The 14,355-nt window shown below is 72.1% G+C and carries 16 protein-coding genes; 8 read left to right on the forward strand and 8 right to left on the reverse strand.

Annotation, left to right across the window (positions count from 1 at the left end; translation table 11 throughout):
• Positions 1-6 precede the first annotated feature (6 nt).
• A complete protein-coding gene (gene upp / locus LOK46_RS16030; protein WP_012319922.1) occupies positions 7-642 on the reverse strand; it encodes a uracil phosphoribosyltransferase in 636 nt (211 codons plus the stop codon).
• Positions 643-1,114: 472 nt separating this feature from the next.
• Here upp and LOK46_RS16035 point away from each other — a divergent pair, with 472 nt between their 5' ends.
• Positions 1,115-2,806, forward strand: coding sequence for a methyl-accepting chemotaxis protein (locus LOK46_RS16035; protein WP_273558704.1), 1,692 nt, complete (start codon positions 1,115-1,117; stop codon positions 2,804-2,806).
• A 56-nt stretch (positions 2,807-2,862) separates the two neighbouring features.
• On the opposite strand, the gene LOK46_RS16040 is transcribed toward LOK46_RS16035, so the two are convergent.
• Together LOK46_RS16040 and LOK46_RS16045 are read right to left on the reverse strand one after the other, a co-directional pair.
• Positions 2,863-3,324, reverse strand: coding sequence for a DUF2852 domain-containing protein (locus LOK46_RS16040; RefSeq protein WP_273558706.1), 462 nt, complete (start codon positions 3,322-3,324; stop codon positions 2,863-2,865).
• A 57-nt stretch (positions 3,325-3,381) separates the two neighbouring features.
• Positions 3,382-4,059, reverse strand: a complete 678-nt coding sequence (locus tag LOK46_RS16045) for a TetR/AcrR family transcriptional regulator (RefSeq protein ID WP_273558708.1) — start codon at positions 4,057-4,059, stop codon at positions 3,382-3,384.
• Positions 4,060-4,282: 223 nt separating this feature from the next.
• Here LOK46_RS16045 and LOK46_RS16050 point away from each other — a divergent pair, with 223 nt between their 5' ends.
• From LOK46_RS16050 to LOK46_RS16060, 3 genes are all read left to right on the forward strand, one after another.
• On the forward strand, positions 4,283-4,597 hold the full coding sequence (locus LOK46_RS16050) for a hypothetical protein (RefSeq protein ID WP_273558710.1): 315 nt from the start codon (positions 4,283-4,285) through the stop codon (positions 4,595-4,597).
• Between the two features lie 125 nt (positions 4,598-4,722).
• Entirely contained in the window at positions 4,723-5,130 is a 408-nt protein-coding gene (locus tag LOK46_RS16055; protein WP_273558711.1) for a thioredoxin family protein, read from the forward strand.
• Positions 5,131-5,233: 103 nt separating this feature from the next.
• Positions 5,234-6,406: a glycosyltransferase gene (locus LOK46_RS16060; protein ID WP_273558713.1), complete on the forward strand. Its 1,173-nt coding sequence runs from the start codon at positions 5,234-5,236 to the stop codon at positions 6,404-6,406.
• A gap of 5 nt (positions 6,407-6,411) precedes the next feature.
• Here LOK46_RS16060 and LOK46_RS16065 read toward each other — a convergent pair whose 3' ends face one another.
• Both LOK46_RS16065 and LOK46_RS16070 read right to left on the reverse strand, forming a co-directional pair.
• Positions 6,412-7,353, reverse strand: coding sequence for a helix-turn-helix domain-containing protein (locus LOK46_RS16065; protein WP_273558715.1), 942 nt, complete (start codon positions 7,351-7,353; stop codon positions 6,412-6,414).
• Positions 7,354-7,472: 119 nt separating this feature from the next.
• The gene (locus tag LOK46_RS16070) at positions 7,473-8,240 is read right to left on the reverse strand and encodes a zinc-ribbon domain-containing protein (protein WP_273564605.1); all 768 of its coding nucleotides are present in this window, start codon (positions 8,238-8,240) and stop codon (positions 7,473-7,475) included.
• A 181-nt stretch (positions 8,241-8,421) separates the two neighbouring features.
• On the opposite strand from LOK46_RS16070, the gene ftsE reads away from it, so the two are divergent.
• The 3 genes from ftsE (at position 8,422) to LOK46_RS16085 (ending at position 11,008) form a co-directional block, all read left to right on the forward strand.
• Positions 8,422-9,114: a cell division ATP-binding protein FtsE gene (gene ftsE, locus LOK46_RS16075; RefSeq protein ID WP_020093599.1), complete on the forward strand. Its 693-nt coding sequence runs from the start codon at positions 8,422-8,424 to the stop codon at positions 9,112-9,114.
• A complete protein-coding gene (locus LOK46_RS16080; RefSeq protein WP_273558721.1) occupies positions 9,111-10,079 on the forward strand; it encodes a cell division protein FtsX in 969 nt (322 codons plus the stop codon). The genes ftsE and LOK46_RS16080 overlap by 4 nt, the downstream gene beginning before the upstream one ends.
• Before the next feature lie 152 nt (positions 10,080-10,231).
• A complete protein-coding gene (locus LOK46_RS16085; protein WP_273558723.1) occupies positions 10,232-11,008 on the forward strand; it encodes a YdcF family protein in 777 nt (258 codons plus the stop codon).
• A gap of 28 nt (positions 11,009-11,036) precedes the next feature.
• Here LOK46_RS16085 and LOK46_RS16090 read toward each other — a convergent pair whose 3' ends face one another.
• The 3 genes from LOK46_RS16090 to LOK46_RS16100 all read right to left on the reverse strand — a co-directional run bounded on the left by LOK46_RS16090 (position 11,037) and on the right by LOK46_RS16100 (position 12,571).
• Positions 11,037-11,366, reverse strand: coding sequence for a hypothetical protein (locus LOK46_RS16090; RefSeq protein ID WP_273558725.1), 330 nt, complete (start codon positions 11,364-11,366; stop codon positions 11,037-11,039).
• Complete coding sequence (ptsN, locus tag LOK46_RS16095; protein ID WP_273558727.1) at positions 11,366-11,833, reverse strand: PTS IIA-like nitrogen regulatory protein PtsN; 468 nt, start codon at positions 11,831-11,833, stop codon at positions 11,366-11,368. The genes LOK46_RS16090 and ptsN overlap by 1 nt, the downstream gene beginning before the upstream one ends.
• A 144-nt stretch (positions 11,834-11,977) precedes the next feature.
• Entirely contained in the window at positions 11,978-12,571 is a 594-nt protein-coding gene (locus LOK46_RS16100; protein WP_273558728.1) for a ribosome hibernation promotion factor, read from the reverse strand.
• Between the two features lie 167 nt (positions 12,572-12,738).
• On the opposite strand from LOK46_RS16100, the gene LOK46_RS16105 reads away from it, so the two are divergent.
• Positions 12,739-14,307 carry a glucan biosynthesis protein D gene (locus LOK46_RS16105; RefSeq protein WP_273558730.1) on the forward strand — a complete coding sequence of 523 codons (1,569 nt, stop codon included), beginning with the start codon at positions 12,739-12,741 and terminating at the stop codon, positions 14,305-14,307.
• Positions 14,308-14,355: the final 48 nt, after the last annotated feature.

The following is a 14,355-nucleotide window of genomic DNA, read 5'->3' on the forward strand; positions in this document are numbered from 1 at the left end:
CGGCTCCTAGCGGGTGCCGTACATCCGGTCCCCGGCGTCGCCGAGGCCCGGGACGATGTAGCCGTGGTCGTTCAGGTGGCTGTCGATCGCCGCGGTCCAGACCGGCACGTCGGGATGGGCGGCCTGGAACTTGGCGAGGCCCTCCGGCGCCGCCAGCAGGCAGACGAAGCGCAGGTCCGAGGCTCCCCGGGCCTTGAGCCGGTCGAGGGCCGCGATGGCCGAGTTGGCGGTCGCCAGCATCGGATCCAGTACCAGCACCGTCCGGTCGGCCAGATCGGAGGGCGCCTTGAAGTAGTACTCCACGGCTTCCAGCGTCTCGGGGTCCCGGTACAGCCCGATATGCGCGACGCGGGCCGACGGGACCAGCGACAGCATGCCGTCGAGAAAGCCGACTCCGGCGCGGAGGATCGGCGCCAGGACCAGCTTCTTGCCCTGGATCTGCTGCCCCTGCATCGGCTGGAGCGGCGTCTCGATCGTCACCGGCTCCAGCGGCAAGTCCCGGGTCACCTCGTAGGCGAGGAGCATCCCGATCTCGTTGAGAATCTGCCGGAAGCCCTTGGTCGAGCGGTTCTTGTCCCGCAGATAGGTGAGCTTGTGCTGCACCAGCGGGTGATCGACCACGGTGACCCGACCCGTCGACATGCCCAACACCTCCCCTGCGGTTGAGGACCAATGCCGGAGCGGAGGCCGGGGCGCAACTCGCCCCGTCGGGCCGCGCGGGATACTGCGCCGACGCGGCCGCGAGCGATTCGAAGCGCGTTCCAGTCCGTCCCGTAGATCTCTCGGAATTTCCCGCCGGTTAGGACCGAGGGCCCGACGCACGGACCCGGCACAAACATCAATTGTCCGGTTTCAGAGAACGGTTTGATTTCGATGAGAAAAATTTTATCTCCGATTTTCAGCGTTACCCACGACAGGAAAGATCTATATCCATCGCGACACTACGCTCAACTATGACGTTATGGGCAATATGACACCCTGTCAGTAAAACACACTGTCGATCGACGCCGCTCCGGTTCGGCTTGCGCGTAAAATCGAAGGCTCTAAATGCGGTCGCGCGCATCGATGAGTCCGATGCAACTGTCGCAACCCTCGGATCTGGCCGATCACGTACATGCGCCTGTCCCTTCCGCTCAAAGCAATATTGGCAATCCTCTTCGTGGGACTTGCTCTGATCTCGGCCGCGCAAGGCGGCCTATCGCTCCGTCAGCTGGCCGCGATCGGCGAGGCGGCGACGGCGCTGGCCACGGACTGGGTCCCCTCCCTCGAGAAAGTCGGCGCGATCGAGGTGGCGGCTTCCGAGGTGCGCATCAAGCAGTACCGGCTCATCCTGCTGTCGGACACGCCGGAGCACCGGACGACCAACGAGGCAGCCCTCGCGAAGACGCACGCGCAGCTGCGCGACGCGCGCCGCGCCTACGAGCCTCTGATCAGCACAGCCGACGAGCGGCGGCACTACGACGCCTTCGACGCGGCCTGGGCCCGGTTCGAGCAGGCGGATCGGGACGTGCGGCGCCTGATGGAGGCGGGCCAGCAAGCGGAGGCGACCAAGCTGCTGATCAAACCCGACGTCGTCGCGCTCTACAACAACGCCCGGGCGGCGCTAGCCGGCCTGGTGGCCCACGACGAGAAGGCCGCGGCGCAGGATGCCGACACGGCGATGAAGCGGATCGACACCGCCTCCGTCGCGGCCGTCACCGGCATCGGCCTCGCGCTGGTGTCGGCACTGGCCGCGGCGATCTTCGGCCTGTTCTACATCTCGCGGCCGATCTCCGCGATGACCGCCGCGATGACGCGGCTGGCGCGGGGCGAGGCGGGCACCGTGATTCCGTTCCGGCATCGCCGCGACGAGATCGGCGCCATGGCGGCGGCCGTCCAGGTGTTCAAGGACAACCTGATCCGCACCCAGCAGCTCGAGGCCGAGGCCGAGACGGCCCGGCAGGACGCGGAGCGTCAGCGCAGCCTCGGCATGCGGCAGATCGCCGACCGGTTCGCCGACGCCGTCGGCGGGATCGTCGCGCAGGTCTCGACCGCGGCGGCCGGCCTGCAGGCCACCGCCCGCGGCATGACCGAGACCGCCGCGCAGACCGCCGGCCAGTCGACCACCGTCGCCGCCGCGGCCGAGGAGGCGGCCAGCAACGTCGGTACCGTGGCGGCGGCCGCCGAGGAACTCGGCACCTCGGTGCAGGAGATCGGCCGGCAGGTCGACGGCTCGGCCAGCCTCGCCCGCGCGGCCGTCGCGGAGGCCGACCGGACCGGCGCGCTGGTGCAGGAACTGAGCGAGGCCGTGTCGCGGATCGGCGACGTGGTCGGGCTGATCTCGACCATCGCGGGCCAGACCAACCTGCTGGCGCTGAACGCCACGATCGAGGCCGCGCGCGCGGGCGCCGCCGGCCGCGGCTTCGCAGTGGTCGCCACCGAGGTGAAGGCGCTGGCCGAGCAGACCGCCCGGGCAACGGAGGAGATCGCCGGCCAGATCGGGCGGGTCCAGGCCTCGACCGGCCAGGCCGTCGCGGCGATCGGGACGATCACGGCCCGGATCCGCGACATCGACGGCGTGGCGACCTCCATCGCGGCGGCGGTGGAGCAGCAGGGCGCGGCCACGCACGAGATCGTCCGCAACGTCGGGCAGGCGGCGGCCGGCACCGGCGAGGTCACCATCAACATCGTCAGCGTCGCGAGCGCCGCCGAGAAGACCGGGGCTGCTGCTGGTCAGGTCCTGGCTGAAGCGTCGCGGCTCTCGGAGCAGTCCGAGCACCTGAATGCCGAAGTGGCGCGGTTCCTCGACCAAGTCCGCGCGGCCTGATGCCGGGCCCGGACGCGCTCCCGGTGCGCGTCCGGACCCCGTCGTGTCGCGAGGGCTCAGACCGAGCGGCTGCCGCCCTCGGTCCGGCGCTTGGCCATGAACGCGTCGAACTGCTCGCGATCCCGGGCGCGCTTCAGCTCCTCGACGAAGTCCGAGAAGGCGCGGCTCTCTTCCTCGAGAGCGCGGCGCTGCGCCTCCAGGCGGTCGAGCTCGGCCCGGCGGTACTCGTCGAAGGCGGCGTTCCCCGTGCCGCCGCGGCGGTTGGCGGCCTCGAAGGCGCGGGCGAAGCGGGACGCGGGACGTCCGCCCTCGAAGTCGGAGACCGTCCGGCGCGCGGCGTCGCGCAGCTCGGCGAAAGCCGGGTAGCCGGCGAACTTCCAGGCGACCAGCGCGAGGCCGACCGGCCACCAGTAGATGAAGCCGACCACGATCGCGCCGATCTCCAGCGAGCGACGCGGGAACGGGCCGGACCGGCAGAGCCTGCCGGTCGCCCAGGAAGAGGAGGATTGAGAGGTCACGGCTGTGCTCCGCTGTTCATGTGAACGCGGTTAACATGCGGGTCCGGCGCGGGCCTTTCAAGGCCGCCCGGCACCGCCGTCGCGCTCGCCGGGGCGCCCCGCCCCGTGCACAAGGGCGAGGACTCCGGCCCGCAGCAGCTCGTACTTGTCGGGGAAGCCGGGGCCGCGCGGCAGATGTCCGGCAGCCGAGAGTGTCGCCAGGCCGTGGGCCAGGGCCCAGACCTCCAGGGCGATGAAGCGCGGCGCCACGCCCCCGAACCCGTCCGCGAAGGTCGCCTGCAGCGCCTCCACCAGGAGGTCGAAGGGGCTCGGCCGCGGTTCCGCGCCGGCGCCTCCGGCCGGCGTGTCAGATTCGGCCCCGCCGGCGGGCGCGCCGCGGGTCTCGAAGATCGCCGCGTAGTAGGCCGGCTCCTCCTCGGCGAAGGCGAGGTAGGTCTCACCCATCCGGGTGAACCGCTCCAGCGGCGTCCCGCGCGACGTCAGGGCCCGCGCCAGACGCGCGGCGAGTTCCGCGAAGCCGCGCCCGGCGAGTTCCTCGAGGAGCGCCTCGCGGCCCCGGAAATGGCGGTACAGCGCGGCCGGCGTCACGCCGACGAGGCGCGCGGCGTCGACCAGGGTGAAGCCGCCGATCCCGCGCTCCGCGATGAACCGGCGCGCGGCCTCCAGGAGGGCCTCCTTCAGATTGCCGTGATGGTAGCTCCGCCGGTCGTCCGGTCCGTCCCGCCAGGGTCGCAAGATCTCACATCCTTCGCGCGCCTATTACACCTCACCGGACCTCTGCACCGCTGTCGAGTCCGAAGACCAGCAAAGTCGGATTTTCGAGGTCGGCCTCTACATGACAGCCGAAGACGACGGTTGTTTCAGGCGCATGGGGCGACGCTTGACCGCCCCCAGGGCTGCGTAACATTATTACACGCGGGGCGCTGGCGCTTCCAACGCAGGACAACGAGCATCGCGCATGGCCTTCGTGAGCCTCAAGGCGTGGCGGTCCCGCTCGGCGGAGCGCGCGGCGATCGCGGCGCGCCTGAAGCAGGACCTGCGGACGGCCCTCGGTCTCGGCGAGGCCGACACGCTGGCGGTCAACGAGATCGCCTGCGCCGATCCGGGCTGCCCCGACATGGAGACCATCGTGCTGGTGATGCGCGCCGGCGCACCCACGCGGGCCCTGCGGATCCGGCGCCCGATCGACGCGGTGAATCCCGACGACATCGCGGCGCTCGTCGCGGAAGACCGATCATACGAGGCACCGACGCCCGGCGTCTCGACAATGTGATGCGGCGGGTGGGCTTTCGGCCTCGGGGGCACACAGGTCACAGGGACGGGCCGCGACGCGCGACGTAGCATCCCTCCAACAGCAGCGCGCCCCGCTCCGACGGGGTCGCGGGAGTAACGCACGCCATGAAGAGCCGCCGTCACGTCCTCGCGCTCGTCGGCCTCACCCTCGCCGGTTCGGGCCTGCTCGGGGTGCCGGTCCCGGCCCGGGCGGGCGAGACCCGGCCGTTCTCGGACGACGCCTTCGAGGCCGCGCAGAAGGGCGGGAAGCCGGTGCTGATCGCGGTCAGCGCCCCCTGGTGCCCGATCTGCCGGACGCAGAAGCCGATCCTCGCGAAGCTCTCGGCCGAGCCGCGCTTCAGGGATCTCCAGATCTTCGACATCGATTTCGACAGCCAGAAGGACCTGCTGCGGCGCCTGAACGTGCGGATGCAGAGCACGCTGATCGCCTACAAGGGCGCGACCGAGGTCGGCCGCTCGGTCGGCGAGACGCAGCCGGAATGGATCGAGGGGCTCGTCGAGAAGACGCTCTGACCAGCGGCGCGTCGCCCGGCCCACCTGTCCGGTCCCGTTCAGGGAAGCTCCGGCATAAGCCCGGACGAGGCCCGCGCGACGGGCGCGGCGGAGATTGTCACCGGTGTCGAGTCCCCCTCTGTCAGACGTCCCGGGTCCCGACGCGATCGTGGCCGTGCCCGTGCGCAACGAGGAGGAGCGGATCGCCGCCTGCCTGCGGGCGATCGACGCCCAGGAGGGTTCCGAATCGGGGCGCGTCGGGCTCGTGCTGTTCCTGAACAACTGCACAGACGGCACCGAGGCGCTCGTGGCCGCGCTGGTGCCGACGCTGTCGATCCCGGTCCGGGTGTCCGTCGAGAACTTCTCCGGCGCCCATGCCGGTTGGGCACGCCGGCGGGCCATGGACGCCGCCGCCGCCTGGCTGGGCGATGCGGGGAATGCGGGGATCATCCTGTCGACCGACGCCGACAGCCGCGTCCCGCCCGAATGGGTCGCGCGCAACCGCGCCGCGATCGAGGCCGGGGCCGACGCTGTGGCCGGCCGGGTCGAGCTCGACGCGGCCGAGGCGGCGCTGCTGCCGCCCTCGCTCCCTGCCCGCGGCCGGTTGGAGGACACCTACGATGCCCTGATCACCGAGGCCGAGGCGCGGATCGATCCCGATCCGAACGACCCCTGGCCCTGCCACCGGACCGCGATCGGCGCGACCCTCGCGGTCACCCGCCGCGCCTACCTCGCGGTCGGCGGCATGCCCGAGATCCCGCTCGGGGAGGACGGCGCGTTCATCGCGCGGCTGCTGGAGCACGGTCTGCGGGTCCGGCACGCCGCCGACGTGTGCGTGACCATCTCGGCCCGCCTCGCCGGGCGGGCCCCGGGCGGCGTCGCCGACACGATCCGCTCCCGCTGCGAGGAGCCCGACGCGCTCTGCGACGCCCGGATGGAGACCTTTCCGCGCGCCGTGCGGCGCTACCTCTGGCGCCGGCGCTTCCGCCAGATGCACGGGCGCGGGGCGCTCGCGCGGAGCGACGGCTGGGCGCGGGCGATCGGGATCGCCCCGCCGGAGGCGCGGCGCATCGCGGCCCTCCCCCTCGGGCAGGCCATCGCGGAGGCGGAGCGCGCCAGCCCGCGCCTGGCCTACCGCCCCATCGGCCCGCGCCAGCTGCCCGGGCAGATCCGGATCGCGCGGGTCGGCGTGGTCGCGATCCGCCTCGGCCTGGGGCTCGTCGGCGCGGCGCGGCGGATCGCGGGTGCGGCCGCGCCCGAGCGCACGGTCGCCGACCCGCGCGGCAGCCGAATCTAAATCCGTCAGGGACGGCGTTCCAGCACGTCCCGGGGCGCCACGCCGAACCGGCGGCGGAAGGCGCGGCTGAAGGTGGCCGCGTCGGTGAAGCCGCAGCTCGTCATCACCGACCCGATGCGGGTGCCGCCGCGGAGCCGCCGGTAGGCCCGGTCGAGCCGGGCGTCGCGGATCTTCGCCGCCACGCCCTCGTCGCCCGTGAAGGCCGCGTAGAGCCGGCTCCGCGAGACCCGCAGGGCGGCCGGCAGCGATTCCGGCCCGAAGGCGGGATCGTGCAGCCGGCGCTCGATATGGGCCAGGGCCAGGGCCCGCACGGCGTCGCCGGACAGGTCGTCGTCGGCCTTCTCGCCCTGCCCGTCCGCGAGAGCGCGCAGCAGGTGCAGGACGCCCTCGAGGGCGATGCCGGCCTCCGCCTCCGACAGGCCGCCGACCGTCTCGGAGAACGAGCGGAGATAGGTCGCGAACAGGCCGCTGAGCGGCGTCGCGCGGAGCCTGCGCCCGGCGAAGGCGTGCACGTTGCCGACCTGGCTCAGGAAGGCGGCGCGCGGCACCTGCAGGCGGATCTCCTCGTAGGAATCGCGGCTGCCGATCGCGAAGGGCTGGTCCATGGCATGGACGGTGATGTCGCCGGCGCCCAGCACGGCGCCGCCGTTGCCCTGCTCGACGTAGCCGCTGCCCTGGAGAAGGAGCACGACTGCGATGTCGTCGCGCCCGTCGCGCCGCACGTGCTGCGCCGTGCGCTCGACCGCGATCGGGTTGCTCAGGGTGTGGAGGATCGCGCCGTGACGGGTGATCGCGAGCCGGCGGCCGGCCGCGAACGGGACATCGGGCGCCAGCGGCGTCGCGTCGACGCGCGCCAGCACCGTGCTGCGCCAGTAGTCGAAGGCGCGCTTCTGCTCGACCGAGTCGGTCGTCTCGATGAGGATGGGGACGGTTTCGCGAACGCTCACAGCACGGCGGTCCCAGGCGCCGACGACGGCCTATGCGCGCCCGCGTCGGAGCGCCTGAACGAAGGTTGCAGATCCGATCATCCGGCGCAACCTGAGCAGAACGCCGGCGCGGACCTGCCTCAATGGTCCGCCACCGCCACCCGCGGGTCGGGGCGGGTCGCGGACGCGTCGGCGAAACGCAGCACCACGGCGCGCCCGGCGGCCGGGGGCGACGGCAGGCTCGCGCGGAACCGCGCGGTCTCGGTCGCGGCGAGGACCGTCCGGGGCGGCGGCACCGAGAACGTCTTGATCGTCCGACCGCCGGCGTCGCGGATCTCGACGCTCAGCGGCGACACGGGCGCGTCCGAGCGGGCGACGCCGACCAGGTCGGCCTCGACGACGAGTTCGGCGGGACTGTCGTCCTCGGGCGGGTTGTTGAAGGCGACGACGTCCCGGATCTCGATGCCGCGCACGTTCACCGGCAGGCCGATGCGGGCGAACAGGGAGGCGGTCTGCGGGACGGCCCGGACCACGCTGGTGCGGGCGAGGCAGACGAGCGGGATCGCCGCCAGGAGGGTCAGGCCGAACGCCAGCGAGGGTGTCAGGCCCGGGATCGCGCGGCGCGCCTTCCCGACGGGCTTCCAGGGCTTGGCAGACCATCCGGCCTTGGGAGCCGGGATGTCGGTCGCGCTCCGCACCGAGGCGGTCGCCTCCTCCCAGGCCGCGTCCGCGACGGGATCGGTCTCGGTCTGCGCGGCGAGTTCGGCCTCGTGGCCGGCGAGGACGTCGGCCGGCGAGATGAACCACGTCTCGCGGCAGGCGGCACAGCGGACCGAGCGGCCCTCCATGCCGACCTTGCTGGCGTCGATGCGATATTCGCTCGCGCAGCTCGGGCAGGCGATCAGCATCGGAGCCATACTCGCATCGATCGGCCGCGACCGGGCCGGACAGTGAATTGCTTGAAGAAGTGTCGCCGAACAGGGTTAAGGGGCCGTGAAACACCCGAGGCCTTGAAAACGCCCGCCGCTCCGGCGATTCCCGAGGGATCGACAGACGAGACACGGCACGGCTTTGAACCTACAGGCGAGCATGAAGAGCCTGCTGCCCGGCGCGGAGCGGCCGGTGGTGCAGTTCGAGAATGTCGGCATGCGCTACGGCCTCGGGCCGGAGGTGCTGTCCGACGTGAGCTTCCGCATCGCGCCGCGCTCCTTCCAGTTCCTGACCGGCCCGTCCGGGGCCGGGAAGACGACGCTGCTGCGCCTGATCCTGCTGTCGGTGCGGCCGACCCGCGGGCTCGTGTCGATCTTCGGCGAGGAGGTGAGCGACATCTCCGCGAAGGCGCTGACCGGGCTCCGGCGCCGGATGGGCGTGGTGTTCCAGGATTTCCGGCTCCTCGATCACCTGACCACCTACGAGAACGTCGCCCTGCCCCTGCGCGTCCAGGGCCGGGCCGAGGCGAGCTACCGGGCCGAGGTGGTGGAACTGCTGCGCTGGGTCGGCCTCGGCGAGCGCATGCACGCCCTGCCCCCGCTGCTCTCGGGCGGCGAGAAGCAGCGCGCCGCCATCGCCCGCGCTCTGATCGCGCGGCCCGACCTGCTGCTCGCGGACGAGCCCACCGGCAACGTCGATCCGGGCCTCGGGCGGCGGCTGCTCCGCCTGTTCCTGGAGCTGAACAAGCTCGGGACCTCGGTCATCATCGCCACCCACGATTTCGGCATCATGGACGCCGTCGATGCCCGCCGGATGGTCCTGGGCGAAGGCCGGCTGCGGATCGAGGAATGAGCGCTCAGGCGATGCCGCGGACGAAATCCGGTGGATCGGCGGTGCCGCCCGACCCGTCGATGCCGGCCAACCTGCGCCGCAACGCGCCGCTGGTACCGACCGACACGGCGGCCGGCCGCTCCCTGGCGGCGGTCATCGCGATCCTCACGTTCCTCGCGGGCCTCTGCGCGGGCGCGGCCGAGATGGTCGCGACGAACGCCGCCCAGTGGCAGGGCGACGTGGCGCGGGAGGTCACGATCCAGGTCCGGCCCGGTCCCGGCCGCGACGTCGACGCCGACGTCGCCCGCGCCGACGCCGTCGCCAAGGCCGAACCGGGGATCGCCGAGACGCGGGTGTTCAGCAAGGCCGAGGCGGAGCGCCTGCTCGAGCCGTGGCTCGGGACCGGGCTCGACCTCTCCGACCTCCCGGTGCCGCGCCTGATCGCCCTCAAGCTCTCGAGCGGCCAGGCGGCCGACCTGAAGCGTCTCCGATCGCGTCTCGTCGAGGCGCTGCCGGGCGTCGCCAGCCTCGACGACCACGCCCTCTGGCTCCAGCGGCTCTCCACCGCCGCCAACGCCTTCGTGGGCATCGGGATCGGGCTCGTGCTGCTCGTCCTGATCGCCACCGGCCTCGCGGTGACCTTCGCGACCCGCGGCGCCATGGCGAGCAACCGCGAGGTCGTGGAGGTGCTGCATTTCGTCGGCGCCGACGACGACTACATCGCCCGGGCGTTCCAGCGACGGTTCTTCGGCCTGGGCCTGCGCGGCGGCGCGATCGGGGCCGGGCTGGCGCTGGTCGCCTTCGTGATCGCCGGCCTCCTGGCCCGGGCCGCGCGCTCCGGACCGGCCGGCCAGGAGGTCGAGGCGCTGTTCGGCGCGTTCCACATCGGCCTGCGCGGCTACGCCAGCGTGATCCTGATCGGCGTGATCGCGTCGCTCGTCACGGGCGTCGTCTCGCGCGTGACCGTGCGGCGCTTCCTGGCATGACGCCCCGCTGCGTCACGAAGACGTGGAAATAGAGGGTCATCCAGGCGCGTTTACCGTCTAGAAACTTTATGGTTGCGGTGTGGAAACGGCCGATAGCGCCGGCCTCCGAGCCGCCGCAATCGGCGCCGATTCTCCGGAGGATGACCACGCGTATGCTGCGCGCATCGGATCCGCCCTCGACCGACGCGGTCGGCTGGGCCTGGCACGAGTGGGGCCGCCCGCGCCGCGCCGTCCTGCGCCCGCGTGAACCGCGGCGGATCGCGCTCTGGGCCTGCAGTCTGGGCGCCGGCCTCGGGATGCTGGCCCTGTGCGCGGGATTTCTGGTGTTCGTCAGCGCGCTCGCCCGCCACGAGCGGACGCCGACCGACCGGGCCGACGGGATCGTCGCGCTGACCGGCGGCGCCCAGCGGATCGGCGACGCGATCGACCTCCTCGCGGGCGGCTACGGCCGGCGCCTGCTCATCACCGGCGTCAACGAGCGGACCAGCCGCGACGAGATCGCCCGGCTGAACCCGACCCAGCGGGCCCTGATCGCCTGCTGCGTGGATCTCGACTACCGGGCCCGCAACACGATCGGGAACGCCATCGAGACGCGCCGCTGGATGCGCGCGCACCGGTTCAGCACGGTCGCGGTCGTGACCTCGAACTACCACATGCCGCGGACGCTGGTGGAACTCGATCACGCCCTGCAGGACAGCGACCGCGTCCTGCCGCATCCCGTCGTGACCGAGGCGTTCGACGCCGACCGCTGGTGGCAGAACCCGCCGGCGGCGCGCCTTCTCGCCTCCGAGTACGTGAAGTTCCTGGTCAGCTGGGTCCGGACGCGCTTCGAGGCCGATCCCGAGCGCTCCCGCGCGGCGATCCTGATCGGGCGCGGCAAGCCGGTGAAGATGGTGGCCGAGCCGCTCACGCTGCGCGGCGTGGATTGAGGGCGCGGCGCGCGCCTCACCCCGGGCCCTACTGACCCTTGCAGCGCGCCTTGATCGCCGCCGAGAACTCGCGGTCCGATCCCTGGACCTGCGCGAGGCGCTCGCTGCGCTCCGAGCCGGAGAGGCAGCGGCCGTAGACGCTCGCCACGCGCCGCATCGTCTCCACGTGACGCCGCCAGACGCGGCAGTTCTTGGCGTCGTCGCCGTCGGCCTGTTCTAGCTGCTCGAGGGCCTGGCGCTGCATCGACTGCGCCACCAGGACGTCGCGGGCGCAGGTGGTCTCGCCCTGGGCGAGGGCCGCGCCGGAGACGCCGGCCGCCAGGGTCAGCGCGGCGGCGATACGGAAGCTCGGGATCATCAGGCGGCCTGCGGTGCCGTCGAGCGGGTCAGCAGCGCGTAGAGCGCGCCGGCGTCCCGGGCGGCGCGGATATGCGCGAGCATGCCCGGCTCACGGAGGATTCGGGCGACCTGCGCGAGCGCCTTCAGGTGGTCGGCGCCGGCGCCCTCGGGCGCGAGCAGCAGGAAGGCGATGTCCACGGGCTGACCGTCCAGGGCCTCGAAATCCACCGGGCGGTCGAAGCGCGCGAACAGCCCGAACAGACGGTCCAGGCCGGGCAGCTTACCGTGCGGGATCGCCACCCCGTCGCCGATGCCGGTCGATCCGAGCCGCTCGCGCTGGAGAAGGGTGCCGAAGACGGGACGCTCGCCGAGGGCGGGCAGACGCCGCGCCGCCTGCGCGGCGAGATCCTGCAGCACCTGCTTCTTGGCGCGGGCGCGCAGGGCCGGCACGACCGACTCGGGGTCGAGGAATTCCAGAACTGGCATCGAACGACCGTTGCCCCGTCGCCCGCTCGCGAGGAAGCGGGCCTCGTCGCAGGGGCATCGACGACCGTTCCGGCCGCGCCCCCGCTTGATTCAATCGGCGGGGAAACCGGCCGGTTCCGGCTCCGTTCCTCCCGACCCGCAGCGTCACTCGGTGGCGTTCGGCGGGTCCACCCATCCGATCGCTCCGTCGCTCCGCCGATATACGACGTTGACGCGGCCGGTGCCAGCGTGGACGAACACAACCACTGGGGATCCCGTCATATCGAGGGCCGTCACCGCCTCGCCGATGGTGCGGCGCTGGAGGGTCTTGGTGCTCTCGGCGACGATCGGCGGGTGGGCGTCGCCCTCGGCGTCCTCGTCCTCCTCCACCTCGGGGGCCGCGAACACCGCGTAGGCGGCCTCGACCGCCGCGGCGTCGCCTGGGCCGGTGGCGTGCTGCTTCAGCTTGTGCTTGTAGCGCCGCAGCCGGGTCTCGAGGCGCTCGGCGGTCTGCTCGAAGCTCGACCGCGCGTCGTGCGCGAACCCGTTCGCCTCGATCGTCAGCCCGGAGACGAGGTGCAGCACGCAATCCGTCCGGAACGCGGTGCCGTCGCGCCGGAGCGTGACGTGGCCGTTGCAGGAATCGTGCATGTGCGAGTCGAGATACTTGGCCTGGATCGCGGACATCCGTTCCTCGACGCGGCCGCGCAGACTCTCGCCGAGATCCACGCCGTGGCCAGTCACTCGCAACGATCCCATGCTGCCTCCCCCGTTCTGATGCAGTCAGCCGAATTAGAGAGCCGGCTCGGGTTAAGTCAACGGAGCCCCTTGCGGTTCAAGCAGTTGCTTAACCTTGGGTTCAGCCGGCCTGTCCGTATACACGGGGCCTCCCGCACCGGGACCCGCGACGCGAGACCACCGCCTGCATGACGATCGACCCCGGATTCTCCGCCACCGCGACACGCCGCGCCGTCCTGGGCGGCGCGCTCGGTGCTGCCGCGGGACTGCTTCCGGTGGCCGCGCGGGCGGCCGACCCGGAGAAGGCCCCGGCCGTGCCCGGCCGCGGCGAGGCGTTCGAGGCGAACACGCTGACCGACCTCGCCCGCGCCCGGGCCGCCGCCCCCTACGCCGCGCCGAAGACAGGCGACGTGCCGGCCGTTCTCAAGAACCTCTCCCGCGAGGCCTACGAGGCCATCCGACCCGCCGAGGGCCGCGCGGTCTGGGCCGACCGGAACGCCGGCTACGTCCTGGAGCCGCTGCTGCGCGGCTCGATCTTCGAGACGCCGGTGTCGCTGTTCGTCGTGGAGAACGGCCTCGTGCAGCCGGTCGGGTACGACAAGTCCGCCATCGCGGCGCTGGGTCTCGACCTGCCCGACCTGACCGCCGACACCGCCTTCTCGGGCTTCCGCCTGCGCGCCCGGTTCGACGGCGCCGACGGGCTGTCGAACTTCGCCCTGTTCCAGGGCGCCTCGTTCTTCCGCCTCGTCGCGGAGGGCCAGGATTTCGGCATCAACGCCCGGGCGCTCGCGCTGCGGCCGGCCGATTCCCGCGGCGAGGAGTTCCCGCTCTTCCGGGCCCTGTTCATCGAGACGGCGCAAGCGGGTCAGCCGGTGGTCGTCCACGCCCTCGCGGAGTCGGAATCCGCGACCGCGGCATTCAGGATCACGCTGACCCCGGGCCGCGACGTCTCCACGGCGCAGATCGACGGAACGGTCTTCGCCCGCACCGAGCTGGACCATATCGGGCTCGGCGGTATGCAGGGCAGCTACCTGTTCGGCGCCCTCGACCGGAACCGCGTGGACGATCTGCGCGCCGCGGCCTTCTCGGTGGAGGGGCTGGCGATCCACAACGGCTACGGTGAGCCGATCTGGCGCCCCGTCCACAATCCCGAGGCGCTGCAGGTCTCGGCCTTCGTGGATCGCGGGCCCAAGGGCTTCGGCCTGATGCAGCGCGCCCGCGCCTACGACGATTTCGAGGATGACCGCCGCCACTGGGAGCAGCGCCCGTCCCTCTGGCTCGAGCCGCTCGACGACTGGAACGAGGGCGCGGTCACGCTGCTGGAGATCCCGAGCGATTCCGAGCTGAACGAGAACGTGTTCGCCTACTGGCGGCCCAAGGCGAAGCTGGCGAAGGGCGCGGAGATGCGCTTCCAGTGCCGGCAGCACTGGTCCAAGGGCTGGCCGGACCCTCTGCCGCCGGAGATCGCCCGGGTGCGCGACAGCCGCTGCGGCCACGGCAGCACCGGCAATCGCCGGCTCTTCGCGGTCGATTTCGAGGGCGACGCGCTGTTCCAGCCCGGCGACATCGACGTCGACCTCGGGGCCTCGGCCGGGACGATCACGCGCCAGGAACGGTTTCGGTACCCCGATCGTAAGACCCTGCGCATCCTGTTCGAACTCGATCCGGGGAGCGAGCGCGCGAGCGAGCTGCGCCTCGCGCTCCGGCGCGGTCAGGCCCGCGCCAGCGAGACGTGGCTGTTTCGCTGGACACCCTGACGCCCATCCCGACAGCTGAGGACCGGCCTCCCCCGTGCGATTGGACGA

Source organism: Methylobacterium sp. NMS14P (genome assembly GCF_028583545.1).
In the GTDB taxonomy this organism is placed as follows: Bacteria; Pseudomonadota; Alphaproteobacteria; order Rhizobiales; family Beijerinckiaceae; genus Methylobacterium.

Coding starts and splice junctions, on each gene's coding strand:
- LOK46_RS16080 (WP_273558721.1), top strand. CDS start 9,111: ATGAGCGCTCAGGCGATGCCGCGGACGAAATCCGGTGGATCGGCGGTG.
- LOK46_RS16100 (WP_273558728.1), bottom strand. CDS start 12,571: ATGGGATCGTTGCGAGTGACTGGCCACGGCGTGGATCTCGGCGAGAGT.
- ptsN (WP_273558727.1), bottom strand. CDS start 11,833: ATGCCAGTTCTGGAATTCCTCGACCCCGAGTCGGTCGTGCCGGCCCTG.
- LOK46_RS16085 (WP_273558723.1), top strand. CDS start 10,232: ATGCTGCGCGCATCGGATCCGCCCTCGACCGACGCGGTCGGCTGGGCC.
- LOK46_RS16090 (WP_273558725.1), bottom strand. CDS start 11,366: ATGATCCCGAGCTTCCGTATCGCCGCCGCGCTGACCCTGGCGGCCGGC.
- upp (WP_012319922.1), bottom strand. CDS start 642: ATGTCGACGGGTCGGGTCACCGTGGTCGATCACCCGCTGGTGCAGCAC.
- ftsE (WP_020093599.1), top strand. CDS start 8,422: ATGAAGAGCCTGCTGCCCGGCGCGGAGCGGCCGGTGGTGCAGTTCGAG.
- LOK46_RS16050 (WP_273558710.1), top strand. CDS start 4,283: ATGGCCTTCGTGAGCCTCAAGGCGTGGCGGTCCCGCTCGGCGGAGCGC.
- LOK46_RS16035 (WP_273558704.1), top strand. CDS start 1,115: ATGCGCCTGTCCCTTCCGCTCAAAGCAATATTGGCAATCCTCTTCGTG.
- LOK46_RS16105 (WP_273558730.1), top strand. CDS start 12,739: ATGACGATCGACCCCGGATTCTCCGCCACCGCGACACGCCGCGCCGTC.
- LOK46_RS16070 (WP_273564605.1), bottom strand. CDS start 8,240: ATGCTGATCGCCTGCCCGAGCTGCGCGAGCGAATATCGCATCGACGCC.
- LOK46_RS16055 (WP_273558711.1), top strand. CDS start 4,723: ATGAAGAGCCGCCGTCACGTCCTCGCGCTCGTCGGCCTCACCCTCGCC.